Origin of the sequence: Novosphingobium aquimarinum, assembly GCF_009746585.1 — a bacterium.
GTDB lineage: Bacteria > Pseudomonadota > Alphaproteobacteria > Sphingomonadales > Sphingomonadaceae > Novosphingobium > Novosphingobium aquimarinum.
The window spans coordinates 184,163-209,433 of the sequence record NZ_WRPO01000006.1 but is presented as its reverse complement, the minus strand read 5'-3'; the positions used below and the strand labels follow the sequence as shown (position 1 = coordinate 209,433).

The 25,271-nt window shown below is 65.9% G+C and carries 23 protein-coding genes; 17 read left to right on the top strand and 6 right to left on the bottom strand.

Annotated elements, in window-relative coordinates; translation table 11 throughout:
* Positions 1-7: 7 nt before the first annotated feature.
* Complete coding sequence (locus GQO94_RS09185; RefSeq protein WP_156840839.1) at positions 8-1,138, bottom strand: CDP-alcohol phosphatidyltransferase family protein; 1,131 nt, start codon at positions 1,136-1,138, stop codon at positions 8-10.
* 114 nt (positions 1,139-1,252) lie between these two features.
* Here GQO94_RS09185 and GQO94_RS09180 point away from each other — a divergent pair, with 114 nt between their 5' ends.
* Genes GQO94_RS09180 through GQO94_RS09170 form a run of 3 tightly spaced genes read left to right on the top strand, consistent with a single transcriptional unit; the run spans position 1,253 to position 4,009 of the window.
* Entirely contained in the window at positions 1,253-2,311 is a 1,059-nt protein-coding gene (locus tag GQO94_RS09180) for a diacylglycerol kinase family protein (RefSeq protein ID WP_232332847.1), read from the top strand.
* Positions 2,308-3,207: a hypothetical protein gene (locus GQO94_RS09175; RefSeq protein ID WP_156840838.1), complete on the top strand. Its 900-nt coding sequence runs from the start codon at positions 2,308-2,310 to the stop codon at positions 3,205-3,207. The genes GQO94_RS09180 and GQO94_RS09175 overlap by 4 nt, the downstream gene beginning before the upstream one ends.
* Before the next feature lie 10 nt (positions 3,208-3,217).
* Positions 3,218-4,009, top strand: a complete 792-nt coding sequence (locus GQO94_RS09170) for a nucleotidyltransferase family protein (protein WP_156840837.1) — start codon at positions 3,218-3,220, stop codon at positions 4,007-4,009.
* On the opposite strand, the gene GQO94_RS09165 is transcribed toward GQO94_RS09170, so the two are convergent.
* Positions 3,975-4,466: a DUF2141 domain-containing protein gene (locus GQO94_RS09165; RefSeq protein ID WP_156840836.1), complete on the bottom strand. Its 492-nt coding sequence runs from the start codon at positions 4,464-4,466 to the stop codon at positions 3,975-3,977. The two genes, GQO94_RS09170 and GQO94_RS09165, sit on opposite strands and share 35 nt — an antisense overlap.
* Before the next feature lie 326 nt (positions 4,467-4,792).
* On the opposite strand from GQO94_RS09165, the gene rpe reads away from it, so the two are divergent.
* The 7 genes from rpe to dxs all read left to right on the top strand — a co-directional run bounded on the left by rpe (position 4,793) and on the right by dxs (position 12,641).
* The gene (gene rpe, locus GQO94_RS09160) at positions 4,793-5,464 is read left to right on the top strand and encodes a ribulose-phosphate 3-epimerase (RefSeq protein WP_156840835.1); all 672 of its coding nucleotides are present in this window, start codon (positions 4,793-4,795) and stop codon (positions 5,462-5,464) included.
* Positions 5,457-7,358 carry a heparinase II/III family protein gene (locus GQO94_RS09155; protein ID WP_232332846.1) on the top strand — a complete coding sequence of 634 codons (1,902 nt, stop codon included), beginning with the start codon at positions 5,457-5,459 and terminating at the stop codon, positions 7,356-7,358. The genes rpe and GQO94_RS09155 overlap by 8 nt, the downstream gene beginning before the upstream one ends.
* Before the next feature lie 91 nt (positions 7,359-7,449).
* The gene (gene purH, locus GQO94_RS09150) at positions 7,450-9,039 is read left to right on the top strand and encodes a bifunctional phosphoribosylaminoimidazolecarboxamide formyltransferase/IMP cyclohydrolase (protein ID WP_156840834.1); all 1,590 of its coding nucleotides are present in this window, start codon (positions 7,450-7,452) and stop codon (positions 9,037-9,039) included.
* 130 nt (positions 9,040-9,169) lie between these two features.
* A complete protein-coding gene (locus GQO94_RS09145; RefSeq protein WP_156840833.1) occupies positions 9,170-9,334 on the top strand; it encodes a hypothetical protein in 165 nt (54 codons plus the stop codon).
* Between the two features lie 50 nt (positions 9,335-9,384).
* Entirely contained in the window at positions 9,385-10,017 is a 633-nt protein-coding gene (msrA, locus tag GQO94_RS09140) for a peptide-methionine (S)-S-oxide reductase MsrA (RefSeq protein WP_156840904.1), read from the top strand.
* A 54-nt stretch (positions 10,018-10,071) separates the two neighbouring features.
* Positions 10,072-10,533, top strand: a complete 462-nt coding sequence (locus tag GQO94_RS09135) for a Fur family transcriptional regulator (RefSeq protein ID WP_156840832.1) — start codon at positions 10,072-10,074, stop codon at positions 10,531-10,533.
* A 185-nt stretch (positions 10,534-10,718) separates the two neighbouring features.
* Positions 10,719-12,641 (top strand): 1-deoxy-D-xylulose-5-phosphate synthase, encoded by a 1,923-nt coding sequence (gene dxs / locus GQO94_RS09130; protein WP_156840831.1) that lies wholly within the window; start codon positions 10,719-10,721, stop codon positions 12,639-12,641.
* A gap of 31 nt (positions 12,642-12,672) precedes the next feature.
* Here dxs and GQO94_RS09125 read toward each other — a convergent pair whose 3' ends face one another.
* Complete coding sequence (locus GQO94_RS09125) at positions 12,673-13,305, bottom strand: glutathione S-transferase family protein (RefSeq protein ID WP_156840830.1); 633 nt, start codon at positions 13,303-13,305, stop codon at positions 12,673-12,675.
* 330 nt (positions 13,306-13,635) lie between these two features.
* Here GQO94_RS09125 and GQO94_RS09120 point away from each other — a divergent pair, with 330 nt between their 5' ends.
* Positions 13,636-13,953: a hypothetical protein gene (locus GQO94_RS09120; protein ID WP_198045895.1), complete on the top strand. Its 318-nt coding sequence runs from the start codon at positions 13,636-13,638 to the stop codon at positions 13,951-13,953.
* A gap of 1,217 nt (positions 13,954-15,170) precedes the next feature.
* Here the strand turns inward: GQO94_RS09120 and GQO94_RS09115 are convergent.
* Positions 15,171-15,908, bottom strand: coding sequence for a phosphocholine cytidylyltransferase family protein (locus GQO94_RS09115; RefSeq protein ID WP_156840903.1), 738 nt, complete (start codon positions 15,906-15,908; stop codon positions 15,171-15,173).
* Between the two features lie 74 nt (positions 15,909-15,982).
* Here GQO94_RS09115 and GQO94_RS09110 point away from each other — a divergent pair, with 74 nt between their 5' ends.
* Both GQO94_RS09110 and GQO94_RS09105 read left to right on the top strand, forming a co-directional pair.
* Positions 15,983-17,395, top strand: coding sequence for a lipopolysaccharide biosynthesis protein (locus GQO94_RS09110; protein ID WP_232332845.1), 1,413 nt, complete (start codon positions 15,983-15,985; stop codon positions 17,393-17,395).
* 20 nt (positions 17,396-17,415) lie between these two features.
* Entirely contained in the window at positions 17,416-18,633 is a 1,218-nt protein-coding gene (locus tag GQO94_RS09105) for a M20 metallopeptidase family protein (RefSeq protein WP_156840827.1), read from the top strand.
* Positions 18,634-18,729: 96 nt separating this feature from the next.
* Here GQO94_RS09105 and GQO94_RS09100 read toward each other — a convergent pair whose 3' ends face one another.
* Positions 18,730-19,020 (bottom strand): GNAT family N-acetyltransferase, encoded by a 291-nt coding sequence (locus GQO94_RS09100; RefSeq protein WP_156840826.1) that lies wholly within the window; start codon positions 19,018-19,020, stop codon positions 18,730-18,732.
* Between the two features lie 74 nt (positions 19,021-19,094).
* Between GQO94_RS09100 and GQO94_RS09095 the strand changes: the two genes are divergently transcribed.
* Entirely contained in the window at positions 19,095-20,090 is a 996-nt protein-coding gene (locus tag GQO94_RS09095; RefSeq protein WP_156840825.1) for a threonine aldolase family protein, read from the top strand.
* Positions 20,087-21,025 (top strand): DMT family transporter, encoded by a 939-nt coding sequence (locus GQO94_RS09090; protein ID WP_156840824.1) that lies wholly within the window; start codon positions 20,087-20,089, stop codon positions 21,023-21,025. Before GQO94_RS09095 ends, GQO94_RS09090 begins: the two co-directional genes overlap by 4 nt.
* Here the strand turns inward: GQO94_RS09090 and GQO94_RS09085 are convergent.
* Positions 20,926-21,759, bottom strand: a complete 834-nt coding sequence (locus tag GQO94_RS09085; RefSeq protein ID WP_156840823.1) for a Rossmann-fold NAD(P)-binding domain-containing protein — start codon at positions 21,757-21,759, stop codon at positions 20,926-20,928. The genes GQO94_RS09090 and GQO94_RS09085 overlap by 100 nt on opposite strands.
* 77 nt (positions 21,760-21,836) lie before the next feature.
* Between GQO94_RS09085 and pepN the strand changes: the two genes are divergently transcribed.
* Both pepN and pgeF read left to right on the top strand, forming a co-directional pair.
* Complete coding sequence (pepN, locus tag GQO94_RS09080; RefSeq protein WP_156840822.1) at positions 21,837-24,491, top strand: aminopeptidase N; 2,655 nt, start codon at positions 21,837-21,839, stop codon at positions 24,489-24,491.
* A complete protein-coding gene (pgeF, locus tag GQO94_RS09075) occupies positions 24,488-25,258 on the top strand; it encodes a peptidoglycan editing factor PgeF (RefSeq protein WP_156840821.1) in 771 nt (256 codons plus the stop codon). Before pepN ends, pgeF begins: the two co-directional genes overlap by 4 nt.
* Positions 25,259-25,271 lie beyond the last annotated feature (13 nt).

Sequence of the window (25,271 nt, the reverse complement as noted above, 5' to 3'; positions counted from 1 at the left end):
GTCTCCTTCAGGTTTCGGCGAGCCAGGATGTGAGCGGCCCGTTGCGCCGCATGGCCGCTTCGGCCTGCACCAGGCGGACGGCATGGACGAGGCAGGACAGCACCGTCCACCACGCCACCGCGATCAGGCCCAGATCGGGGCGCAGCACCAGCGTGCTGACGAACAATATCACCATGTTCGGATTGCGTCGCGCGGTGATGAGGCGGAACCGGCTGTCGAACCGGCGCCAGATGTGGATGTGCATCTTGTGGCGGCGGATGAAGATGCCTTCGATCACGCGCTGCACGACATAGCCGATCTGGATCGCGCCCTGGACCCACCAGAACGTCGCGGTGTCGTAGGCGAGGCCCCACGCGGCAAGCCCCGTTGCCCAGAACCACCACCAGAAGGGCGGATGGACCAGATCGATGCCATGATCGAAGATATTGCCCCACCACGAGGACGTGACCGTGCAGCGCGCCAGCTTGCCGTCCACGGTGTCGAGCACCATGAATCCGAGACCCGTCGCCATCCCGGTCCAGTACCAGCCGTAAGCGAAGCACACAGTGGCAACGACGCAAAGCGTGGCCCCGATCGCGGTGACCATGTTGGGCGTCATGCCGATGCGCGCGGCAATCCGGGTCAGCACCAGCGCCCACTCGGGCCACAGGTACTTCGTCAGGATGTCGGTGACGCCCTTGTAGGCGCCGAAGTAGCTGGCGCGCTCGATCGGGCGGACCGTGTCGGGGCGCAGCGGCATCAGGAACGGAGTCTCGCGCTTGCGCAGCGCCTTGTCCTCGATGGTCGGGCCCTCGGTATACTCCAGCGTCTCGAGGGCGGTCGCGGCGCATGGCCGATCCGTCCGCATCGCCTCGCGCACTTCGGCCGCTTCGGACTCGGAGCGGACGTGCGCTAGCGCGGGAACCCCCTCGAACGCGAGCATCGTGCCCGGATGCTGCGCGACATGGCGAAACCACGCCGGATCGCAGGCAAACGTCGCGTTGACGAGGAGCCCATGGCTCGCCGAGACGCGTTCGACCCAGTCGAATCCGGCGGCCGCGGATAGCCGGCGCGTTCGCTCCGCCAGGGTGAGGCCCCAAAGCTTCGTCGGATTGGTGCCGACGAATTCGACCTGAAGTGTCTCGCTGCGCTCGTTCATCTGTCCAGCCCCTAAGAGGGCGATGGCGACGACGCAATCGCGCTGCGCTTTGCGACGGGCGGAGGGCGGCGATTACAATAGAGTACAGTTTTATGGATGATTTTTGATAGTTCCGTGTCTACATGGCCCGCTGTGCACGGATCCGCTTACGAAATCGACACCCTGCGCCTCTTCGAGCAGCCCGCCGTGCCTTTGGCGCGTGCCGGTCGCTATGCGCCGCGTGGGCGCGCGGTTCCGCTGGTCGGGATCGTGCGCAATCCGCGCAGCCATCGCAACAAGGGCCGCGATCCCGAACTTGCCGATTGCTCCAACATCCTGATCGAAACGCCGCGGACGCGCGAGGCGCTGCACGCTTGCCTCGCCGGGTTTGCCGAGCGCGGTATCGATTTCCTGGTGGTCGACGGCGGCGACGGGACAGTGCGCGACGTGCTGAGCACGGGCGAGGCGATCTTCGGCAGAATTTGGCCGCGCCTGATCATCCTGCCCAAAGGCAAGACCAACGCGCTCACCATCGATCTGGGCCTCCCCGATCACTGGTCGCTGGCGGAAGCGCTCGCGGCGGCCCGGGGTGGACGCATCGCCCATCGCAGCCCGCTGCGGATCTCCGGCGCCGCCGGGCAAGGCGGCAGCGCGATGGGCTTCTTCATGGGCGCGGGCGTCTTCACGCGCGCGACCGATACCGCGCAGGCGGCGCATCGCCATGGTGCCTTCCGCAGTTTCGCCGTCGCCTTGGCAGTGATCTGGGTAATCGTGCAGTCCTTTTTCGGTCGGCGCGGCAATATCTGGCGCTCGTGCACCCCGATGCGGATCGTCGACCGGTCTACCGGACAGGAAGTCCCGCACGGCGACACCGGCAATCCGGACGAGCGCTTCATCGCGGTGGCGACCACCTTCGAGCAATTCCCGCTCGGCGCGAAGCCGTTCGGACGCAATGCCGGCGCGGGCCTCAAGCTGGGCCTCATCGATTATCCGGTGCGGCGCTTCCTTGCCCGACTGCCGGCGATCATCTTCGGGTCCTCGATGGAAGGATGGGGCGGCAATGCCGGCCATCGCCTCGAGGGCGGTCCTTATACTTTCGACCTGGGCGCTGCCTTCATTCTCGATGGCGAAGCGTTCCCCGCGGGCCGGTATCTGGTCGAGGAAGGGCCGCGGCTCGCCTTCGTCGTTCCGTGACCGACGGTCTGGAAGCGCGGATCGCCACCGCGCTGGCGCGACCGGTCGATCCGAAAGTCGCCGCATTCGCCACGCAGCTCGGTGTCGCGCAGGATGCCCTGGCCACCGTGTTCTACGGATCGAATCTCCGCACTGGATCGCTCGAGGGGGTGCTCGACTTCTATGTGCTGCTGCCCGGGCCGGTGGAGCGCGGCATCTGGCCGCGCGTCAGCTACCACGAGCATGATATCGACGGCGTGACGCTGCGCGCGAAAGTCGCGACGATGACGCTGCAGACCTTCGCCGCCGCTGCCGCGGGCGAGACGATCGACACGACGATCTGGACGCGCTTCGTGCAGCCCTCGGCCCTGGTCTACGCGCGCACCCCGTCTGCGCGCCAGGCCGTGACCGCCGCCGTGTGCGCCGCGGCGCAGACCGGTGCGCGCGTCGCCGTGGCGCTGGGCGCGCCGAGCGCTTCGCCCGAGGAATACTGGCGAACCTTGTTTCGCGCGACGTACGCTGCGGAATTCCGCGTCGAGAAGGCGGGGCGCGAGGATTCGATCCTGGCGGTCAATCGCGAGCATTTCGACGGGCTGCTGCCGCTGGCGCTGATCGCGCAAGGCATCGATTTCGCGCGCGGCGCGCAGGGCACCTTGACGCCGCGCCTCGATCCGGAGCGACGGCAACGCCTGCTGCGCTGGTGGCACCGGCGGCGGCGGGCGGGCCGGCCCTACAACCTCGCCCGCCTGGTCAAGGCCTCCACCACGTTCGAAGGCGCGGCGCGCTATGCGGCGTGGAAGATCGAGCGCCACACCGGCGTGGCGGTGCCGCTGACGCCGTGGCGCGAACGCCATCCGATGCTCGCGGCACCGGGGGTCTTGTGGAAGCTGTGGCGGGCAAAGCGCAGCCGGGCATGAGCCAGCCGCTATGAGCCTGTCCGCGCTGGTCCTCGCGGGCGCCCGTCCGGGCGCGCCCGATCCCGTGGCCGAGGCGGCAGGGGTGGCGCACAAGGCGCTGGCCGAGATCGACGGCAAGCCGATGCTGCAACGCGTGGTCGAGGCGATCCGTGCGGCGGGGATCGCGCGCTGCGCGGTGGCCGGGAACCATCCCGAAGTCGAAGCGCTGGCGCGTCGTCTGGAATGCGAATGGGTGCCCGCGCGCGCAGGACCGAGCGCGAGCGTCGCGGCGGGGTTCGAATTGCTCGGCGCGCCGCTGCTGGTGACGACGGCGGACCATGCGCTGTTGCAGTCCGATTGGATCACCGATTTCGTTGCGGACACGCCCGTCGGTACCGACGTCGCCATCCTGCTGGCGCATCGCGCAGCGATCGAGCGCGCCGTGCCGGGCTCGCGCCGCACGTATTTGCGCTTTGCCGACGGTGAATGGTCGGGCTGCAATCTGTTCCTGCTGGCAACCGAGGGCGCGCGCGACGGGATCGCGACCTGGTCGATGGTGGAAGCGGACCGCAAGCGGCCCTGGCGGATCGCCGCCCGGCTGGGTCCGGCGACGCTCTGGGCCTATTGGCGCGGACGGCTGACGCTGGCCGATACCGTGCAGCGGCTGGGCGATCGGCTGGGCTTCAGGGCCGCGGCCGTCGCCGCGCGCGATGGCCTCGCGGCCGTCGATGTCGATCGGCCCAAGGATCTCGACGACGCGCGGAGGATCGCCGCCGCGCGTCGCGCGATCACATGTACTTCATCTGGATCCGGATCGACTTGACGCCATTGCCGACCGTGAAGGCGGTCTTGGACACGCTCGGCTTGCCGAGGTTGAACACGTTGATGCTGGGATCGTTCGACATGCCGCCGCCATCGACGGTGATATCGGTTTCGTGGTTGTTGTTGGCATCGTGTCGCACGGCGATGGCATAGCTGCCGGGGCCCGGAACCGGGACGCAGAAGGTCATCGAGCCGCTCTTGGCCCGCGTCTCGATCCGGTTGAGCCAGCGGCCCTTCTTGAGCCAGTCGCCAGACGTCGCGCGATACGCCTGCACGCGCACTTCGCCGACCGAATTCTTGACGCCGTCCACGGTGACCATCACTGCCGACGATGATCCCTTGTAGCATTTCGACAGGTCGTTTCCGATCTTCTGCCCGTATTGCGCCGCCGCAGGGGCGGGGCTGGTCAGCGCCACGGCGGCGATACCGGTCACGCAAGCGGCAAGGTACTTGTTCATCAAAGCTAGACCCCGTAATTCTCAAATCGTCCATCGCGCCTTGATCGGCGGTCGCGCCGATCACAGGCCGTGCGGGAGGAGAGCTGGCTCGTCCCGGCGAGTGTTTCAACATCCCGGTTCTAGACAAATCCCAGTGAATAAGGACTGAATTGTCGGTTCATGGCGCAGGGCGCTCGGTTCGTCGTCTCCAATTGGTCCCTGGCGGTGCTCGGCGGGCAAAGAGAATTGCCGAATTCGCGATTGCGTGTGGAAAACCGGGCATGATCGTATTGTTAGGCGGAGTCGGGGTGATTTAATCGCCTGTGAAAGGAGCTTCGATCCGCCTCATGGCCCCCCCGCTCATTTCCCCATCGATTCTGTCTGCCGATTTCTCGCGTCTCGGCGAGGAAGTCCGTGCGATCGACGCCGCCGGAGCAGACTGGATTCACGTCGATGTGATGGATGGTCACTTCGTGCCGAACATCACTATCGGCCCGATGGTGGTGAAGGCGCTGCGGCCGCACACCACCAAGCCGTTCGACGTCCACCTGATGATCTCGCCGGTCGATTCCTACCTCGAGGCCTTCGCCGAGGCGGGCGCGGACATCATCACGATCCACCCGGAGGCGGGCCCGCACGCGCATCGCACGGTCCAGGCGATCAGCGCGCTGGGCAAGAAGGCCGGCATCTCGCTCAATCCGGCGACCCCGGCCAAGATGCTCGACTACCTGATCGAGGAGATCGATCTGGTCCTGATCATGAGCGTCAATCCCGGCTTCGGTGGCCAGAGCTTCATCGACAGCCAGCTGCGCAAGATCGAAGCGGTGCGCAAGATGATCGACAAGACCGGCAAGGACATCCGGCTGGAAGTCGATGGCGGCGTGGACCGACGCACCGCGCCGATGTGCGTCGATGCGGGCGCCGATGTGCTCGTGGCGGGAACCGCGACGTTCAAGGGTGGTTCCTCCTACTATGCGGACAACATTGCCGCTTTGAAGGGGCTCGTGCCCCATGGCTGAGGCGGTCCGCGTCCGACGCCGCGAACCGCGCTCGGACGGACCCGTTGCCATGCCGCTAATCGATCGTGCCGAGGAGGGCATTACGCAGGACAGCACGGACCAGCCTTCGGCCAATGCTGCTGCTAGCGTGGACGGGGGCGAGGCGTCGCATGCGCCCGATCAGGTCATTCGCCCCGGGCGGGCGCTTGCCCTGACCGATTTCGTGCCGCCGCGCGCCAGTGCGGGCGAGAAGCTGATTCGGCTGGCTTACAAGATGGGCATGCCCGCCTCGATGCTGACCTCGCGGATGGGCCGCAAGGTCCGGCTCCGGCTGCTGGCGACGGTCGAGAACCCGCTGCCCGGCAACCGCGTGACCGGCACGGCCCTGCGCGCCGGGCATTTCTTCGTCCACGGCGCCAAGCTGCCGATCGCGCAAGTCGATTATCAGGGCGCGGCACGCGCGACCCCGCCGTTGGAGCGCGTGGTCCACGGCTTCACCTGGCTCGCCGATCTCGAGGCAAGTGCTCCGCGGGAACAGACCGGCCCCGTCGCCGAGCGGATCGCCGGCGAATGGCTCGATGCCAACGTCAAGGCGCCGACCCGCCCGGGCAAGGGGCCGGCATGGACCGTCGGCAACACCGGGACGCGCCTGATCAACTGGCTGGTGCATGCGCCGCTCCTGCTGGGCGGCGAAGCCGAGTTTCGCGGGCGGATGCTGCGCGCGATGGAAGATGCCGCGCGCTGGCTCGATCACAACGTCACCAAGGCCGAAGATGGCCTGGCCGAAGTGGCGGGCTGGTGCGGCATCGTCGCCGCCGGCCTGTTGCTGCCCGAGGGACGCCCGCGCCGCCTTTTCGGCGAAGCCGGGCTGGCCAAAGCGCTGGGCGAGCTGGTCGGTGAAGACGGAGGGCTGCTCTCGCGCAGTCCGCTGATGCAGATGGACGCGATCGCGCTGCTGGTGAAGCTGCGCGCCTGCTACGCCGCGATGCGCCACGAATTTCCCGAGCCCTTCGAGCAGATGCTGGCCTTCATGGTGCCGCCGCTGCTGGCGCTGACGCACGGCAACGGTTCGCTCGGCAGCTGGCAGGGCGCCTGGGCAGTGCCTGCCGAAGAGCTCGCCCGCCTCGTCGACGCAAGCAAAGTGCGCGCGCGGCCGCTGCGCGACGTGCGGCAATGGGGCTATCAGCGAATTGCCGCGCGCAAATCGATCCTGATGGTCGACGTCGCGCCGCCGCCGCTGGCGCGCCATGCCCGCTACGGCTGCGCCTCGACCTTGGCGTTCGAGCTGTCGCATGCCGGCCAGCGGATTGTCGCCAATTGCGGCGGCGCCGCGTGTGCCGGCGGGCTGGTCCCGGTCCGGCTCGAGCAGGGTCTGCGTGCCACCGCGGCGCATTCGACGATGACGCTCGACGATGCCAATTCCACCGCCGTGCTGATCAATGGCGCGATCGGTTCGGGCGTGTCGCAAGTCGATGTAGACCGTCGCTCGCTCGAGCTCGAGGGGGGCGGCACCGCCACTCGGATCGAAGCGAGCCATAACGGCTATGCGACGCGCTACGGGCTCGAACACCGCCGCATCCTCATTATGCGCGACGACGGCACCGAACTGCGCGGCGAGGATCTGCTGGTGCCTTCGGGCCGCAAGGGCAAGCGCGGCAAAGTCGCTTTCGCGATCCGGTTCCATCTCGGGGCAGGCGTCGAAGTGCGTCTCGGCGAGGATCGCATGGGGGCGGGCCTGGCCTTGCCCGACGGCAGCTACTGGCAGTTCCGCAGCACCGGAGTCGAACTCGAGATCGAGGACAGTCTGTGGGTCGATGGCGGCGGCCGGCCCGTGGCGACGCAGCAACTGGTCGTGCAAGGGCTCGTCTCGCGCGGCGGCGGCAATTTCGGGTGGCTGTTCAAGAAGATGAGCTGAGCGTCGTGGATTGGCGCGGCCGCGCGGTTTTACAATCGCGATTCGCCCTCCTAACAGGCGCGCGATCCGCCCGTTAGCGAAAGCCGAGCTCATGCCAGATTCGATCCCTCTCCAACGCGCTCTTCTCTCGGTGTCCGACAAGACCGGGGTGGTCGATCTCGGCAAGGCCCTTGCCGCACGCGGCGTCGAACTGGTTTCGACCGGCGGCACGGCCAAGGCGCTGCGCGAGGCGGGGCTGACGGTCAAGGACGTCTCGGACCTGACGGACTTTCCCGAAATGATGGACGGGCGCGTCAAGACGCTTCATCCGAAAGTGCACGGCGGCCTGCTCGCGGTGCGGGACAATCCCGAGCACGCGGCGGCGATGGCCGAGCATGCGATCGGCGCGATCGATCTCGTGGTCGTCAACCTCTATCCTTTCGAGGCGACCGTCGCTTCGGGTGCGGACCGCGACACGGTGATCGAGAACATCGATATCGGCGGCCCCTCGATGGTCCGCTCGGCGGCGAAGAACCACGCTTACGTCACGATCGTCACCGACCCCGCCGACTATGCCGAATTGCTTGCCCAGCTCGACGACGCGGGCGGCACGACGCTCGACTTCCGCAAGCGCATGGCTGCACGCGCCTTCGCCGCGACGGCAGCCTATGACGCCATGATTTCGCAGTGGTTCGCCTATGCCGACCAGGGCGAGAAGTTCCCCGCCCAAGTCAGCATGTCGCGCGTGCTTGCTGGCACGCTGCGCTACGGCGAGAACCCGCATCAGGATGCGGCGCTCTATCTGCCGGGCGGTCCGCACACGCGGGGCTTGCCGCAGGCCGAGCAAGTGCAGGGCAAGGAATTGTCCTACAACAATTACAACGACACCAATGCCGCGCTGGAGCTCGCCGCCGAGTTCCGCGGACAGGACCCGGCGATCGTCATCGTCAAGCATGCCAATCCTTGCGGCGTCGCGCAGGCGGGAAGCCTGCTGGAGGCCTGGGAAGGCGCGCTGGCATGCGATGACGTCTCGGCCTTTGGCGGCATCGTCGCCGCGAACCGCCCGCTCGACGGCGCGACGGCCGAGGCGATCTGCAAGATCTTCACCGAAGTCGTCGTCGCGCCCGATGCCGACGAAGAGGCCAAGGCGTTCTTCGCCAAGAAGAAGAACCTGCGCCTGCTGCTGACGGGCGACTTGCCCGATCCGCGCCGCGCGGGGCAGACCATGGCGATCATCGCCGGCGGCATTCTCGTGCAGGACCGCGACAATGGCGCGATCTCGCGAGACGATCTCAAGGTCGTCACCAAGCGCGCGCCGAGCGAGCAGGAAATCCGCGACTGCCTGTTCGCCTGGACCGTGGCGCGCCACGTCAAGTCGAACGCGATCGTCTATGCGAAGGACGGCGTCACCGCCGGTATCGGCGCGGGGCAGATGAACCGCCGCGATTCCTCGCGCATCGCCGCGATGAAGGCGAAGGAAGCCGCCGAGAAGTTCGGCTGGAGCGAACCGCGCACCGTGGGCAGCGCCGTCGCCTCCGACGCCTTTTTCCCGTTCGCCGATGGCTTGCTCGCTGCCGCCGAAGCGGGCGCGACGGCCGTGATCCAGCCGGGCGGATCGATCCGCGACGACGAGGTGATCGCCGCCGCCGACGAGTCGGGCCTGGCCATGGTCTTCACGGGGATGCGCCACTTCCGTCACTGATTCGGGGCGTTCAGGCTCGGGCCGTCCTTCCTGAAACGCAGTTCGTCGATCTCACAAGTTCCCTGTGGCAATGTTCACATCGCCTAAAGGCGCGATCTGACAAACGGGTCGGGCACTTCAACGAGACACAGTGATCGATATGTTCAAAAAGCTCATCAAGTCCGACTTTACCCGGCTCTTCGCGCTCGGCTTCGCCGGCGGCACCGCGCTCGTCTTCGCGACGATCTCGGGCGAGCCGGCCAGTTCGATGGCCAACGGCATTGCACCGGCCGCCGTCGCTGCGTCCGCCGAGTGAAGTCCTTCGGCCCCAAACATTCCGCGCTGACGCTGGCGGCGAGCCTGGCGATGCTGGCCGCGTGCCAGTCGCCGGTTGCCGCCGAGAGCATCGTTCGCGCGCCGATCGCGAAGGTTCAGGCCTCCGAGAAGGGCCTGCAGACCGCGATCTTCGCCGGCGGCTGCTTCTGGGGCATCGAGGGGGTCTACAGCCACGTCAAAGGCGTGAAGAGCGCGGTTGCGGGCTATCACGGCGGTTCGCGCCGCGATGCGGACTACAGCGCGGTCAGCGGCGGCGGCACCGGCCATGCCGAAGCGGTTCGGATCAAGTACGATCCGTCCGTCATCCGCTACGACCAGTTGCTGCGCATCTTCTTCTCGGTCGGCGCCGATCCGACGCAGCTCAATCGCCAGGGTCCCGATCGCGGGACGCAGTATCGCTCCGCCCTCGTGCCCACGACGCCGGAGCAGGCCAAGGTCGCGCGCGCCTACCTCGCGCAGATCGGCAAGGCGGGGATCTGGAAGGATCCGATCGTCACCAAGGTCGAGGCATACAGCGGCTTTTATCCGGCTGAGACCTACCATCAGGACTACATGCTCAAGAACCCCGATGCTGCGTATATCGTGCGTTGGGATGCGCCCAAGGTCAAAGGGCTCAAGACGCTGTACCCGGTGGTCTACAAGGCCGACTTCACGCGCAATTGAGCGCCGCAGAGCGCCGGATTGTACAGGCGCCGAGGGATTGCCATATTGCGCAGCATGGCCAGCAAACACAGTCACCAGGAACATAGCGGCGAAAAGCTGCGCAATGCCGCCCAAGCCGCTTTCGTGGACGCCGGCGAGCAATGGACCGACATGCGCGCCGACGTGTTCGAAGTGCTCGCGGCGCAGGATTGCCCGGCGTCGGCCTACGATCTTGCCGAAGGCGTTTCTGCGGCACGCGGCAAGCGGGTCGCGCCCAACACCGTCTACCGCATCCTCGATTTGTTCGTGCGCACCAACCTGGCGCGGCGGGTCGAGAGCGCGAACGCCTACCTCGCCAACAGCCATCCCGGCTGTCGCCACGATTGTATTTTCCTGATCTGCGATTCGTGCGGCCAAGCCATCCACATCGACGATGACGCGCTGACCGGCGCTATCGCCAACGCGGCCCGCGCCTCCGGTTTCGCCGATGTCCGCCCCGTTGTCGAAGTGCGCGGGACGTGCTCGCAGTGCAACTGACCGACCGATTCAGCTCCGAAGCACCTTCGAGCGAAGCCTCGTAATCGCCACGAGCCATCCGCTGCCGCCCAGCACCTCAGCGTATGCCCATGGGTTCTTCCTCGCATTTGAGGGGTTCGCAACGGGCCCCGGCCGTCATATGGGGGGTGTTCGACAGTGCAAACAGGCTCGTGTACAACCATAACATGACAGGCGAACCCGCCACTCCCCTTCTCGATACCATTCGCATTCCGGATGATCTTCGTAAGCTGAAACCTGAGGCGCTCGAACAGCTCGCCCAGGAATTGCGCGCGGAAACGATCGCTGCCGTCGGCGAAACGGGCGGTCACCTCGGTTCGGGGCTCGGTGTCGTCGAGCTGACGATCGCCTTGCACTATGTTTTTGCCACGCCCGATGACCGCGTGGTGTGGGACGTCGGCCATCAGGCCTATCCGCACAAGATCCTGACCGGACGGCGCGATCGCATCCGCACGCTGCGCCAGGGCGGCGGTCTTTCCGGCTTCACCAAGCGCAGCGAAAGCGAATACGATCCCTTCGGCGCGGCGCACAGTTCGACCTCGATCTCGGCGGCACTCGGTTTCGCGATCGCCAACAAGCTGAGCGGCGCGCCGGGGCGCGGCATTGCCGTGATCGGCGACGGCGCGATGAGCGCGGGCATGGCCTACGAGGCGATGAACAACGCGCGCGCGGCGGGCAATCGCCTCGTCGTGATCCTCAACGACAACGACATGTCGATCGCGCCGCCGGTGGGCGGGCTTTCGGCCTATCTCGCCAAGCTGGTGTCCTCGCAGCAATTCCTTTCGATGCGCGAGCTGGCCCGCAAGGTTTCGCGCCGCCTGCCCGAACCGCTGCACCGTGCCGCCAAAAAGACCGACGAGTATGCGCGCGGCATGGCGATGGGCGGCACGCTGTTCGAGGAACTGGGGTTCTACTACGTCGGCCCGATCGATGGTCACAATCTCGATCAGCTCGTTCCCGTTCTCGAAAACGTGCGCGATGCCACCAGTGGCCCGTGCTTGGTCCACGTCGTGACGCAGAAGGGCAAGGGCTACGGCCCGGCCGAGCAAAGCGCCGACAAGTACCATGGCGTGCAGAAGTTCAACGTCGTCACGGGCGAGCAGGTCAAAAGCGCGGGCGGACCGCCCAGCTACACCGGCATCTTCGCCAAGGCGCTGATCGCCGAGGCGGAACAGGATTCGCGGATCTGCGCGATCACCGCCGCGATGCCCTCGGGCACGGGGCTCGACAAGTTCGCGCAGAAGTTCCCCGATCGCAGCTTCGACGTCGGCATCGCCGAACAGCATGCGGTGACGTTTGCCGCGGGGCTCGCGGCGCAAGGCATGCGCCCGTTCTGTGCGATCTATTCCACCTTCCTGCAGCGCGCTTTCGATCAGGTCGTGCACGATGTCGCGATCCAGAACCTGCCGGTACGCTTCGCGATCGACCGCGCCGGCCTGGTCGGTGCGGACGGCGCGACGCATGCCGGCTCGTTCGACGTCACCTATCTTTCGACGCTGCCCAACTTCGTAGTGATGGCCGCCGCCGACGAGGCCGAGCTCGTGCACATGGTCCACACCGCCGTCATGCATGACGATGGCCCGATCGCGTTCCGCTATCCGCGCGGCGAAGGCGTCGGCGTCGAACTGCCGGCGGTTCCCGAGCGGCTCGAAATCGGCAAGGGCCGGATCGTGCGCGAAGGCTCGAAGGTGGCGCTGCTGTCGCTCGGCACGCGCCTCGCCGAAGCGCGCAAGGCCGCCGATGCGCTCGAAGCCAAGGGGCTCTCGACTACGGTGGCCGACTTGCGCTTCGCCAAGCCGCTCGACACCGACCTGATCCGCAAGCTGATGCTCAGCCACGAAGTCGTGGTGACGATCGAGGAAGGCGCGATCGGCGGCCTCGGCGCCCACGTCCTGACCATGGCGAGCGACGAGGGCCTGACCGACAATGGCCTGCGCATCCGCACCATGCGCCTGCCCGACGTGTTCCAGGATCAGGACAAGCCCGAGCTGCAGTACGACACGGCGGGCCTGAACGCCCCGCAGATCGTCGAAACCGTGCTGAAAGCGCTGCGCCACAACAGCGCCGGGGTCAGCGAAGCGCGCGCCTAAAGCGCGCGCGCCGCTTCAGCTCAGCCCCCTTTCAGCTCAGCATCGGTTCAACGCCCGGTTCGGCCTTGGCGCGAGCCGAGCGGTAGGCTGGACGCTCACCGATGCGCTGCAGATAGGCGCGGACCGCGGGATAGTTCTCGAGCGAAAACTTGTCGAATAGGCGGCCAGTGGTCAGCGTCCAGATCATCATGACGTCGGCCGTGCTCAGCGCTTCGCCGCCGAAGAACGGAGCGTCGCTCAAGCGCTGTTCGATCATCCCCCAGGCGCGCTGCTTTCTGTCCTGGATGAAGTCGGGAACGGTCTCGGCTCCGGTCACCGAAGCGGAAATTTCGACAAAGGCGATCGGCATCATCGATCCGTTCGCGAAATGGAACCAGAACAGATGCTCGGCGAAGTCCGGGCTCTGCGCTCCGGGTGCAAGCTTGCCGCCGCCGTGGCGCGCATTGATGTAATCGCAAATCGCCGCGCTTTCGCCCAGCACTATGTCGCCGTCGGTGATGACCGGCGCCATGCCCATGGGATGCAGCGCCTTGTATTCGTCGGGCGCCATCCGGTTGTCGCTGCGCCGGTCATAGAGCTTGAGATCGTATGCGATGCCAAGCTCCTCGCACAGCCAGACGATGCGTTCGGATTGCGACATGCGCAAATGATGGACGGTCAGCATGGCGGGAGTTCCTTTCGGGAATGATGCGTCGGTCGACGCTCAGGGAATGCATGTTAACGACAACGCCTATACCCGGCGGGATGATCCCACAGCGGCGCTGGTTCGCAGATCCTATCCTGCCGCACGCATTTCGCGTCGGTGTCTCCAAGAGCCGACATGACAGGCTATCGAATTTCAAGCCGCAAAAGCGGACTTTCCGGACACAACAACATAGCGGACAGAAGCGGGCGAGTGTAATATTGTTTGATGCTGCCTGATGCTCTTCGCGATTTGCCCTACCTTGTACACACGAACCGAGAACTTGGACTAATGCTACGTGGTATTAAACCCATGGCGATGTTCAACGATATAGTGGGGTATGAGCCTGATTGCGTGATGCGGTATCATCGGTTGTTCGACCGACATGTCACCAGTCGCCGAATAAATCGACGCATTGTTGATTCAGGGGTTCCTAATCGACCAGACTGGCTATCACGCCGAGTTTTCTACACTCTGCCCGGCGAAGATTGGCGGGTGGACGCGATGCTTCAGCTGATCGAGCATTACGGCAATTGGCAAGATGAACATGAGCGACGTTTTGGCAGTTTGCTCGGCTATGAGGACTGGCAGAACGACATTTGGTTGGAGCGTCACCCAGTGGGAGACTAACGTCCGCTTCCCACGACGTTCCCGCCGTTTGCCGCTCACGGCGGCCTCCCCAAAAGCGGACTGTCGGGACACGACAACATTGCTGCCATCAGAAAATCTGCGATGTTGGATTGGGTGAGCTACGAAGAACCCAATGGCGAACCCGCATTCGAAAATCAGTGGGTGCGAGGATTCATTGGTTGTGCGGCAGCGATTGGCCTATTCGCATTGATCATCGCAGCCATCGAATGGCTCTTGGTGGACTATCCCTAATGTCCGCTTCCAATGATTTTCCTGTCGTTCGAAGCCCGCGTCGGCCTCCCCAAAAGCGGACTTGGCAGCTTATCGCATTTTTCGCCCCAAAGCCGACATCGCCACCCGACTACCCTGATCTTGATATCTCCGTGAGCCTAACGTTAGCTGCGGTGAAAAGTGTAGTAGTTCTTCAATGAACCAAATAAGCCGCGACGTGCGATTGATCGCCGCGTTTCACCTCTATCGATTGCACGCCTTAAGCGTTGATTTTTTCGATCCTGAATGAAATGTTCATGATGAGCGGCCCCGAAAGATTTGAAATTAAGTAATGACGGCTTGCCACCAATGCTCAATGACCGTCGCATTGCCCGCAATTCTGAAACATAATTCTGTGCTCTAATCGCAGCATAAGGCCCGAGCGCCCTGCGCCGCTTAGAAAACTCGGATTGCCAGAGAAAACGATATTCGTAGCAATAGGGATCATGAAAATGGTTCAACGGATCATCTGCGCGCATGGACTGACTAAGTTTGAAATGCGAATCACTGCCTTTGCGAGATATCGTTAAAGTTAGGAATGTCCGCTTGCCACGACTTTCGCGACATTCGCGATCGTTAAACGCATCCCCGAAAGCCGCCGTTACCCCGGACTTGATCCGGGGTCTCGCTTATATTTGTCTCGGTCTTTGAAAGGAGCGGGATCCCGGCTCAGGGCCGGGATGACGCGGGGGCGGGAACTGGGGCGATCTGGCGCGCCGCAGCCGCTTTGGCACGCCCAAACAGCGCCTTCTTTCCTACGGTGGCGCGGTCTGTCAAAAGTGTGCCGGCTTCGCCAGCAGCGCAAGTCCGCTCTTTTTCATCGTCGGATAACCGGATCGCCACCGCCGCGCGCGTTGCGGCGCACGCCTGAGACTTAGGGACTCCGCCCAAACTTACCATGCGCTATCTGGGCGAACTTCGTGAAGTTCCGCGCAGCGCTTGCGGTGCTAGGCCCAGCGATCGGTCAGGGCCGTGGCGATCTCGATGTCGTTCAGGAAATCGACTTCGGCCCAGTCGAGCCCTTCGATCGACGTGGTGCCGACCTTGCCGCTCGGCGCGAGGCTGTCGATGACCTTGAGGTACCAGTGCTGCACGCCTTCGGGGGTGCGCATCGCGGTGCGCACGGCTTCGCGGAACAGCTCGGCGCCTTCGCCGCGGAAGGCGAGGAAGCCGATCGATTCGGCGTTGCTTTCCTCGGCGGTGAGCGTCTTGCCGATGCGGGCGAGGCGGCCGTCGGGGCCGCGCGTGACTTTCATGTCGTCGCTGTCGTAGGCGTCCTTGACGTCGACCGTCACCGCGATGGGCCAGTCGGAGCCTGCCTGAACCTTCGCGACGATCTGCTCGGAGACCAGCGTGTCGCCGTTGAGGATCAGGAAATCGCCGTCCATCGTGTCGCGCGCGATCCAGCACGAACCGAGGTTGTCGGCGACTTTGTAGAATGGATTGAACCGCGTGGTGATGGTGACCCGCGGATCGTCGATCCGGTCGATCACGGCATCGACCATGTCGGTCATGAAGCCGGTGACCACGTCGATCCGCTTCACGCCGCCGCGCGCCAGCATCTCGACTTGCCATTCGAGCAGCGAGCGCCCGGAAAAGTCGATCAGGCACTTCGGGCGCTCCGCCGTCAGCGGCAGCATGCGCGAGCCTTGGCCGGCGCTCAGGAGTATGGCGTGTTCGATCATGGTGCGCTTCGTCATCTTGGAATGGCGGAATAGCCGGGCGCTCTAGCCGCTGTTGGGTTGCAGGGGAAGCGGCGGTGCAGCGACCGCGCTTGCCAGACGTCGCGGGCTCGTCCAAATGCCTCGCCAGTATGGCCGCCAAGAGCGTAGACGACACGACGAATCCCCTCAGGCGGATCCTGCAGAACACCACGTGGCTGCTGGGCGGGAAGGGCTTCGGCGCGCTGTGCAGCATCGTCTATCTGGCGATCCTCACCCGCACGCTGGGCCTCAAGGACTTCGGCCACTTTTCGCTGATCTTCGGAACCGCGCAGGCGCTGGTCGCGCTGGCGGGCTTCCAGACTTGGCGCGTGGTGGTGCGTTACGGCAGCGAACACGTCCATGCGCAGCAGTGGGACCAGTTCGGGCGCCTGGCGATGCTGGCGGGCATCCTCGACTTGATCGGCGCGATCCTGGGCTGCGCGATTGCCGGTATCGCGATCTACGGGTTCGCCGATGCCCTCTCGCTCAACCCGAACTACATCGACATCGCCTTCTGGTTCGCGGTGGCCTCGTTGTGGTCGCTGGTTTCGGCGCCGACCGGGATCGTGCGCGCGCTGCATCGGTTCGACAGCGCGGTCTATGTCGAGGCGATCGTGCCGCTGGGGCGGTTGCTCGCCGCCTTGTGGATCTGGCACATGGGCCCCACCGTCGGGCGATTCCTGTTCGCCTGGGCCGCGATCGATCTCGCCGAGGCGGCGCTTTACTGGTTCACCGCGAGGCGTCTTGCTCCGCAGGCGATTCGCTTCCGCTACTTGCGCGACTGGCGCAAGGCGCTCGACGAGAACGAAGGCATCGTGCGCTTCTTCCTCGTTACCTATGCCAGCGAATCGCTCGATGCGGTGATGAAGAACGGCCCGCTGCTCGCGGTGGGCGCGTTCATCTCGACGCGCGCCGCAGGCCTTTACCGCCTTGCCGCGCAAGTGACGCAGGCGCTCGGCAAGCTCTCCACCCTGCTGACGCGTGCGGTCTATGCCGAAGTCGCGCGGGCCCGCGTTGCGGCGCAGGCCGACGAATTTCGCAAGCTGGTGTTGCAGACCACTTTGCTTGCGACCGGAACCGGGGTGATCGTGGTCGTCATCGCGCTGACTCTCGGCGAGCAATTGCTGGGGCTGATCGGCGGCGAGGCGTTCGAGGGCGGAGCCAGCATTCTCGTGCCGCTCGCGGTCGCCGCCAGCTTCCAGCTGGCCATGGTCGCGTTCGAGCCGGTGCTGCACTCCACGGGGCGCGCGCACTTGAGCCTCTTCGCGCGGCTGGCTTCGGTCGCGGCCCTGGCCGTGGGCATGATCCTGTTCATCCCGCTCGGCCCCAGCGGGGCAGCCTGGGCCGTCGCGCTGGGCAGTGCGACGGCGTACTTCGTCATGGGCATTCTGGCGTGGCGCACCTTGCGCGGCCTGGAACGCGGCGAGGTCGAGACGATCGCGGAAGCGGATGCCTCGACAGTGGGCTGAGCAGGGTCCATCATCGTGCGATGACGACCCAGACGCTGCTGGCCGAAGCCGGCGCCATCGCCCCGCAGATCACCGCCTTGCGGCGCGCGATCCATGCCGACCCCGAGCTTGGCCTGATGACACCGCGCACGCGCGACAAAGTGCGCGAGGCGCTGGCGCATCTCCCGCTCGAATGGCGCGAGGGATCCTCGACCACGGGACTGGTGGCGACCTTGCGCGGCGATGCCGGAGAGGGCCGCTCGGTGCTGCTGCGCGGCGACATGGATGCGCTGCCGATGCCCGAGGAGACCGGGCTCGACTTCGCCTCGGGCAATCCCGGCGTGATGCATGCCTGCGGGCACGATGCGCATACCGCGATGCTGGCGGGCGCGGCCGAGATCCTGTGCCGCCGCAAGGACAGCCTGCGCGGTGAAGTGCGCTTCATGTTCCAGCCCGGCGAGGAAGGCCATCACGGCGCGCGGTTCATGCTCGAGGACGGGCTGCTCGGCGGCGAGGATGCGGACCATCCGCTGCCCGACGCGGCCTTCGCGCTGCATGTCATGCCCAATGCGCCGCACGGCCTGGTCGGCGGCCGCGCCGGGCCCTTGCTGGCGGCGGCGGATCAGTTCGAGATCGTCGTCACGGGGCGCGGCGGTCATGCCTCGATGCCGCATCAGACGCTCGATCCGGTGCCTGTCGCCTGCGAGATCGTGGGCGCGGTCCAGACGATGGTCGCGCGGCGGTTCAGCGTGTTCGATCCCGTCGTCGTCACCGTCTCAAAGATCGATAGCGGCACTGCGCACAACGTGATCCCCGATAGCGCGCGGATGATCGGCACGATGCGCAGCCTCTCGCCAGAAAGCCGCGCGCGGCTGCGCGAGGAGCTTGGGTCGCTGGCGGCCGGCGTCGCGGGCGCGCATGGGCTGACCGCAGAGACCCGCATCCAGGAAGGCTTCCCGGTAACGATCTGCGACGGGGCTGCGGTCGATTTCGGGGAGGGCGTGGCGCGCGCGATGTTCGGCGAGCAGGCGTTCCTGCGGCTCGCCGATCCGATCATGGGCGCGGAAGACTTCGCCTATGTGCTGGAGAAAGTGCCCGGCGCGATGTTCTTCCTCGGGGTCAGCCACGAAGGCGAGGACTGGCAGCATTGCTGCGGCATTCACTCGACTCGGATGATGGTGGACGAGACGGTGATGCCGCAAGGCGCGGCCTATCTGGCCGGGCTCGCCGAAGAATATCTCGCGCGGGGTTTTGCCTGAGGGGCAGGCGAACCCGCGCGCGACCCGATCCGGGGGCGCGGCGGGGCGTGCTGCGCTGCCCCGCAGAACACGCGCGGGGCTACGGGACTGGTCGGCTCAGGCCTTGACGTCGCTCCATTCGGGATGCTTGTCGAACGCCGCAACGACGTAGCTGCACATCGGCCTGATCTTGAACTGGTTCTCGCGCGCATCGGCGACGAGCGCTTCGACCAGTTGCCCGGCCACGCCTTGTCCACCGATGGCGGGGGGCACGATCGTGTGGTCGGCAATGTGCACACCGTCCTGCTCGACCCAGGTAAGACGGCCGATGTGATCGCTGTCCGCGACATGCGCCTGGTATTCGCCCGCGTCACCGCGGTCGTGCTTGGTGATCGTGACTGCGACCATATGCTGGGCTCCTTGCATTCGCTTGCGGTGGCGCCACTTGACCTGCGCGTCATCCGCTCGCAGGCGATATGGTCATGAAATTCCTCTCCGACAATGCCGCCGCCGTCCACCCTGCCGTGTGGGAGGCCATGCGCGCCGCGGACCTGGCGGATTCGCCGTACGACAACGATCACCTCAGCCGGGAGCTCGACGCCACCTTCAGCGCGCTGTTCGGGCGCGAGTGCGCGGCGCTCTGGGTCGCGACCGGCACGGCGGCGAACTGCCTCGCGCTGACCGCGATGTGTCCTCCGCATGGCGGTGTCGTGTGTCACCGCGAGGCGCATATCGAAGCGGACGAGGGCGGGGCGCCCGGCTTCTATCTTCATGGCGCGAAGTTGCTCTTGGCCGAAGGCGATCATGCCAAGCTGACCCCCGAGGCCATCGCCGCCGTGGTCGATCCGATCCGCGACGACGTGCACCAGGTTCAGCCCCACGCGGTTTCGATCACGCAGGCGAGCGAATACGGCTGCGTCTATCGGCCGGATGAGCTGGCCGCGATCGCTCAGATGGCAAAGTCGCGCGGATTGGGCCTGCACATCGATGGGGCGCGCTTCGCCAATGCCGTCGCGCATCTCGGCTGTGCGCCCGCAGAAGCGGCGACGGGCGCGGATGCGCTGAGCTTCGGTTTCGTCAAGAACGGCGGGCTGGGGGCGGAAGCCATCGTATTCTTCGATCCGGCCATGGCGCAGGTCGTACGCTATCGACGCAAGCGTGCCGGGCACCTCCAGTCCAAGGGCCGGTTCCTCGCGGCACAGATCCTGGCCATGCTCGAGGACGACCTCTGGCTCGAGAACGCGCGCGCCGCCAACGCCGCCGCACAAGCCATTGCGCAAGCGGCAGGCGGACGCTTGCTGCATCCGGTCGAAGCCAACGAGATCTTTCTCGCGGTGAGCGAGGCCGAGCGCGGCGCGCTGCGTCACGAAGGGTTCGAATTCTACGATTGGGGCAACGATGCGGCGCGTCTCGTCACCGCATGGGATGCCGATGACGCTCACGTCTCCGCTCTCGCCCGCGCGATCGAGGCGCTATGACCGCCGCAAGCGGCGCGGCCGAAGCGCCGCATACCTTGCTGCAGCCGCGCATCGCGCTGCCGTTCATCCTCGTCTGCCTGATCTGGGGATCGACCTGGCTCGTCATCACCGACCAGATCGACGACGTTCCCGCCAGTTGGTCGGTCACCTACCGCTTCATGCTGGCGACGCCGGCGATGTTTCTGGTCGCGCTCCTGACTCGTAAGCGGCTGGCATTGGGCAGAAACGGACAGGCGCTGGCGCTGTTCATGGGCGCGACGCAGTTCTGCGGCAATTTCAACTTCGTCTATCGGGCCGAGCTGCACCTCACCTCGGGGATCGTCGCGCTGATGATCGGGCTGCTGCTGGTGCCCAACGCTATTCTCGGCCGCTTCGTGCTGGGCCAGCCTATTACGCGCCGATTCGCACTCGGTAGCGCCATCGCGATCGGCGGACTGGCGCTGCTGCTGGTGCACGAGGCGCGCACGGCGCCGCTGGGCGGCGATGTCTGGCTCGGGATCGTGTTCGGAGTGATCGCGATGCTCTGCGCATCGCTGTCCAACGTGATGCAGGCGAACGAGACGGGCCGGGCGCTGCCGATGGTCAGCCTGCTGGCCTGGGCGATGCTTTACGGCACGATCATCGACTTCGCGGTTGCGTGGATGACGGCCGGGCCGCCGGTGCTGCCGGTCCGCGCCGAGTATTGGGCGGGCACGGTTTTCCTGGCGCTGTTCGGCTCGGTGGTGACCTTTCCGCTCTATTACACGCTGATCCGGCAATTGGGCGCCGGACGCGCCGCTTATAACGGCGTGGTCGTGGTGGTGATCGCGATGGTGCTCTCCACGCTGTTCGAGGGCTATCGCTGGAGCGCGCTGTCGGTGGCGGGCGCGGTGCTGGCGATGGTGGGGCTGGTCGTGGCCCTGAGAGCGCGCAATCCGGTTCTGAAGTCGGGGTAGGCGGGCCGCCAGCCCAGCACGCGCTTGGCCTTGCCGTTCGCGACCCGGCGGTTCTCGGCATAGAAGCCCCGGGCCATCGGCGAGAGGTTGGCCTCCTCGAGCGACTGCATCGGCGGCGGGGCCACGCCGAGTAGGCGGCATGCTTCTTCGACCAGGCGGTTCTGGCTGCACGGTTCGTCGTCGCCCAGGTTGTACGCGCCCGCGGGCGCCTCCAGCCCCGCGATCACGCCACTGGTGATGTCGGCGACATGGACTCGGCTGAAAACCTGACCCGGCATGGCGATGCGATGCGCCTTGCCTTCTTCGATCCGCTCGAAGACGCTGCGCCCCGGTCCGTAGATGCCCGGCAAGCGATAGACCCGCGCCCCCATTGCGAGCCATGCCGCGTCGGCGTCGCTACGTGCGCTGCGGCGGCCCGTGCCCACTGGCGAATGCTCGTCGACCCAGGCCCCGCCGGCGTCGCCGTAGACACCCGTCGAGGAGAGGTAGGAAAGGGGCTTGCCCGCGAGTGCTGCGCCATAGCGATCTAGCACCGGGTCCAGCCCTTCGCCGCCCGGCGGCACTGACGATAGCACGTGATCCGAATCGGCCAGCGCCATTCTCACCGTATCGCCATCGTCGAACGAGAGCGTGCCCTCGCGGCCCGTTGACACGACCTCCCACCCGCGCGCGACCAGCTCGCGGTTGATATTCTGGGCCGTGTATCCCAGGCCGAAGATGAACATGCGTGGCATGTCGCCCGTCCTAGCGCGAATGCCGCTCGTCGCGAAAGGTCCCTTTCATTCGCGGCGCGAGAGCCTAATTAGCCGCAATGGATATCGCCAGCAGACCGTCAGAGCCCGCCGCCAGCCCCCAACTCGCCGATGCTGCGCCGCCGCCGCAGGCGCCGCCGGTCATTCGTCGCGAGGATTACCTGCCGCCCGCGTGGCTGGTTCCAGAGATCGCGCTCGATTTCGCGCTCGGCCTCGACGACACCCGCGTTCGCTCGAAGCTTGCGGTGCGCCGCAATCCCGATGGCAATGGCAGCACGACCTTGCGGCTCAATGGCGACAATCTGACGCCGGTCTCGGTCAGCCTCGATGGCAGCGCTGTGAACGACTGGCGGCTCGACGGCTCCGATCTCCTGATCGATCTGCCGGGCGAGGCGCACGAGGTCGAAATCGAAACCGCGGTCAATCCCGCTGCCAACAGTCAGCTGATGGGGCTCTATGCCTCGGGCGGCATGCTGTGCACGCAGTGCGAGGCGGAAGGCTTCCGCCGCATCACCTTCTTCCCCGATCGGCCCGACGTGCTTTCGACGTTCACCGTGCGGATGGAAGGCGACAAGCAGACGTTCCCGATCCTCTTGTCGAACGGCAATTGCACTGACAGCGGTGACGGCGCGGACGGCACGCACTGGGCCGAGTGGCACGATCCCTGGCCCAAGCCTTCGTACTTGTTCGCGCTCGTCGCCGGCGATCTGGTCGCCAATTCGGACAGCTTCACCACGATGTCGGGCCGCGAAGTCGCGCTCAACATCTATGTCCGCCCGGGCGACGAGGCGCGCACCGAGCACGCGATGGCCTCGCTCAAGGCCTCGATGAAGTGGGATGAGGAGACCTTCGGCCGCGAATACGATCTCGACTTGTTCAACATCGTCGCCGTCTCCGACTTCAACATGGGCGCGATGGAGAACAAGGGGCTCAACGTCTTCAACACGCGCTACGTGCTGGCCGACCCCGAAACCGCGACCGACGCCGACTACGATGGCATCGAAGGCGTGATCGGCCACGAATATTTCCACAACTGGTCGGGCAACCGCGTGACCTGCCGCGACTGGTTCCAGCTCAGCCTCAAGGAAGGCTTCACCGTGCTGCGCGATCAGCTGTTCAGCGCCGACATGGGCAGCGCGGCGGTCAAGCGGATCGAAGACGTGCGCATCTTGCGCGCGGCGCAGTACCCGGAGGATTCCGGCCCGCTGGCGCATCCGATCCGCCCCGATTCCTACCAGGAAATCTCGAACTTCTACACCTCGACGGTCTACAACAAGGGCGCCGAAGTGATCCGCATGATGCGCACCATGGTGGGCGAGGAGCGGTTCCGTGCGGGCACCGATCTCTATTTCGAGCGCCATGACGGTGAGGCCGCGACGTGCGAGAACTTCGTCAAGGCGATCGAGGACGGCGCCGAGATCGATCTCGAGCAGTTCCGCCTGTGGTATTCGCAAGCCGGCACGCCGCAAGTCACGGCAAAGCTGATCCACGAGAACAACTTCGCGACGCTGCGGCTGACGCAGACTGTCCCGCCGACGCCCGGCCAGCCCGAAAAGCAGCCGATGCCGATCCCGCTGAAAGTCGCGCTGTTCGAGCGCGAGACTGGCAAGCACCATGGCGAGCAGTTGATCGTGCTCGACAAGGAGACGCAGGACTTCCCGTTCAAGGGCTACTTGCGCCCGCCCGTCGTCTCGCTCAATCGCGGTTTCTCCGCGCCGGTCGCGATCGAGAGCGAGCGCCCCGACGAAGACCTCGTGTTCCTTGCCGCGCGCGACGACGATCCGTTCGCGCGGTACGAAGCGATGCAGAGCCTCGTCGTCCGGCATCTGGTCAAGGCAGTCGGCGGCGGGCTCGAGGAGCGCGCGCGCGATGTCGAGCGCGATGCGGTAAGCCAGGCCTTCGAAGCGATCCTCGATTCCGATTCGCTCGAGGACCTGATGCGCGGCGAGCTGATGATCCTGCCTGCCGAGAGCTACCTCGCCGAACAGATGCTGGTCGCCGATCCGTCCGCGATCCATGCCGAGCGCGAGGCGCTCAAGGCGTGGCTGGGCGAGGAACTGCAGGACGATTTCCTCGACCTCCACGATCGCGCGCTGGCCGTGCCTTATTCGCGCGATGCCGAGGCGCGGGGCGCGCGCAAGGTCAAGTCGATCGCGCTGCAATACATCGCCGCGGGCGATCCGGAAGAGGGCGCGACCCGCGCGCTGGCGCAGTACCAGGCCGCCGACAACATGACCGATCGCCAAGGCGCGCTGATGGTGCTGGCGAGCCTCGATTGCCCCGAGCGCGAGGAAGCGCTGGGCGACTTCTACAAGCGCTACCAGGGCAATGCGCTGGTCGTCGACAAGTGGTTCTCGCTGCAGACGAGCTCGTTCCATCCCGACGTGCTTGAGCATGCGAAGGCGCTGGCGAATCACCCCGACTTCACGATGAACAACCCGAACCGGGTGCGCGCGCTGTACATGGCGCTTGCGGCCAATCCGCACGCGTTTCATGCCGCCAGCGGCGAGGGCTATCGCATCATCGGCGATCTCATCCGTCGCCTCGACCCGGTCAATCCGCAGACGGCGGCGCGGTTCGTGCCCTCGCTGGGCCGCTGGCGTCGGATCGAGCCGGGTCGCTCGGCGATGATGCGCGCCGAGCTGGAGAAGATCGCGGCCGTGCCGCAGCTCTCGCGCGACGTGCTCGAGCAGGTGACCAAGAGCCTCGGATGACGTCCGAGTCGGTCGATGTCGCCCGCGCGGCGGTGCTCGAAGGCATCGCGCACGGGTTTCTTGGCCGAAAGGGCGGGGTCTCGACCGGCGATGTCGCGGGTCTCAACGTCGGGCACGGCTCGGGCGACGACCCGGCGCTGATCGCCGAGAATCGGCGGCTCGCGGTCGCGGCGGTGCAGCCCGATGCCAGGCTCGTCACGGTCTACCAGGTGCATTCGCCCGATTGCGTCGTGGTCACCGAGCCGTGGGACGACGACGCGCGGCCCCAAGCCGACGCGCTCGTCACCGATCGGCCGGGCCTGCTTCTCGGCATTCTGACCGCGGACTGCGCGCCCGTGCTTCTCGCGGATTGTGAGGCGGGCGTGATCGGCGCCGCGCATGCGGGCTGGAAAGGCGCAGTCGCGGGCGTGACGGATAGGACCATCGAAGCGATGATATCGCTTGGCGCCAAAGCCGCGCGCATCGTCGGAGCCGTCGGCCCGTGCATCGCGCAGCCCAGCTACGAAGTCGATACCGCGTTCCATGATCGCCTCGTCGCGCTTGATGCTGCCAACATGGACCTGCTCGAACCCGGCAAGTCAGGGCACTACCAGTTCGATCTCGAAGGCTATGTTTCGCGCCGTCTCGAAGCGCACGGTCTGGCCAAAGTCGAGCGGCTGGGGCTCGATACCTATGCCCACGAAGACTGCTTCTTCTCCTACCGCCGCGCGACTCATCGCGACGAACCGTCGTATGGCCGACAGATTTCCCTGATTGCGCTTCGCTGACGCCACTTTCCCC

Coding starts and splice junctions, on each gene's coding strand:
- GQO94_RS09185 (WP_156840839.1), bottom strand. CDS start 1,138: ATGAACGAGCGCAGCGAGACACTTCAGGTCGAATTCGTCGGCACCAAT.
- GQO94_RS09170 (WP_156840837.1), top strand. CDS start 3,218: ATGAGCCTGTCCGCGCTGGTCCTCGCGGGCGCCCGTCCGGGCGCGCCC.
- GQO94_RS09165 (WP_156840836.1), bottom strand. CDS start 4,466: ATGAACAAGTACCTTGCCGCTTGCGTGACCGGTATCGCCGCCGTGGCG.
- rpe (WP_156840835.1), top strand. CDS start 4,793: ATGGCCCCCCCGCTCATTTCCCCATCGATTCTGTCTGCCGATTTCTCG.
- GQO94_RS09155 (WP_232332846.1), top strand. CDS start 5,457: ATGGCTGAGGCGGTCCGCGTCCGACGCCGCGAACCGCGCTCGGACGGA.
- purH (WP_156840834.1), top strand. CDS start 7,450: ATGCCAGATTCGATCCCTCTCCAACGCGCTCTTCTCTCGGTGTCCGAC.
- msrA (WP_156840904.1), top strand. CDS start 9,385: ATGCTGGCCGCGTGCCAGTCGCCGGTTGCCGCCGAGAGCATCGTTCGC.
- GQO94_RS09135 (WP_156840832.1), top strand. CDS start 10,072: ATGGCCAGCAAACACAGTCACCAGGAACATAGCGGCGAAAAGCTGCGC.
- dxs (WP_156840831.1), top strand. CDS start 10,719: ATGACAGGCGAACCCGCCACTCCCCTTCTCGATACCATTCGCATTCCG.
- GQO94_RS09125 (WP_156840830.1), bottom strand. CDS start 13,305: ATGCTGACCGTCCATCATTTGCGCATGTCGCAATCCGAACGCATCGTC.
- GQO94_RS09120 (WP_198045895.1), top strand. CDS start 13,636: ATGGCGATGTTCAACGATATAGTGGGGTATGAGCCTGATTGCGTGATG.
- GQO94_RS09115 (WP_156840903.1), bottom strand. CDS start 15,908: ATGATCGAACACGCCATACTCCTGAGCGCCGGCCAAGGCTCGCGCATG.
- GQO94_RS09105 (WP_156840827.1), top strand. CDS start 17,416: ATGACGACCCAGACGCTGCTGGCCGAAGCCGGCGCCATCGCCCCGCAG.
- GQO94_RS09100 (WP_156840826.1), bottom strand. CDS start 19,020: ATGGTCGCAGTCACGATCACCAAGCACGACCGCGGTGACGCGGGCGAA.
- GQO94_RS09095 (WP_156840825.1), top strand. CDS start 19,095: ATGAAATTCCTCTCCGACAATGCCGCCGCCGTCCACCCTGCCGTGTGG.
- GQO94_RS09090 (WP_156840824.1), top strand. CDS start 20,087: ATGACCGCCGCAAGCGGCGCGGCCGAAGCGCCGCATACCTTGCTGCAG.
- GQO94_RS09085 (WP_156840823.1), bottom strand. CDS start 21,759: ATGCCACGCATGTTCATCTTCGGCCTGGGATACACGGCCCAGAATATC.
- pepN (WP_156840822.1), top strand. CDS start 21,837: ATGGATATCGCCAGCAGACCGTCAGAGCCCGCCGCCAGCCCCCAACTC.
- pgeF (WP_156840821.1), top strand. CDS start 24,488: ATGACGTCCGAGTCGGTCGATGTCGCCCGCGCGGCGGTGCTCGAAGGC.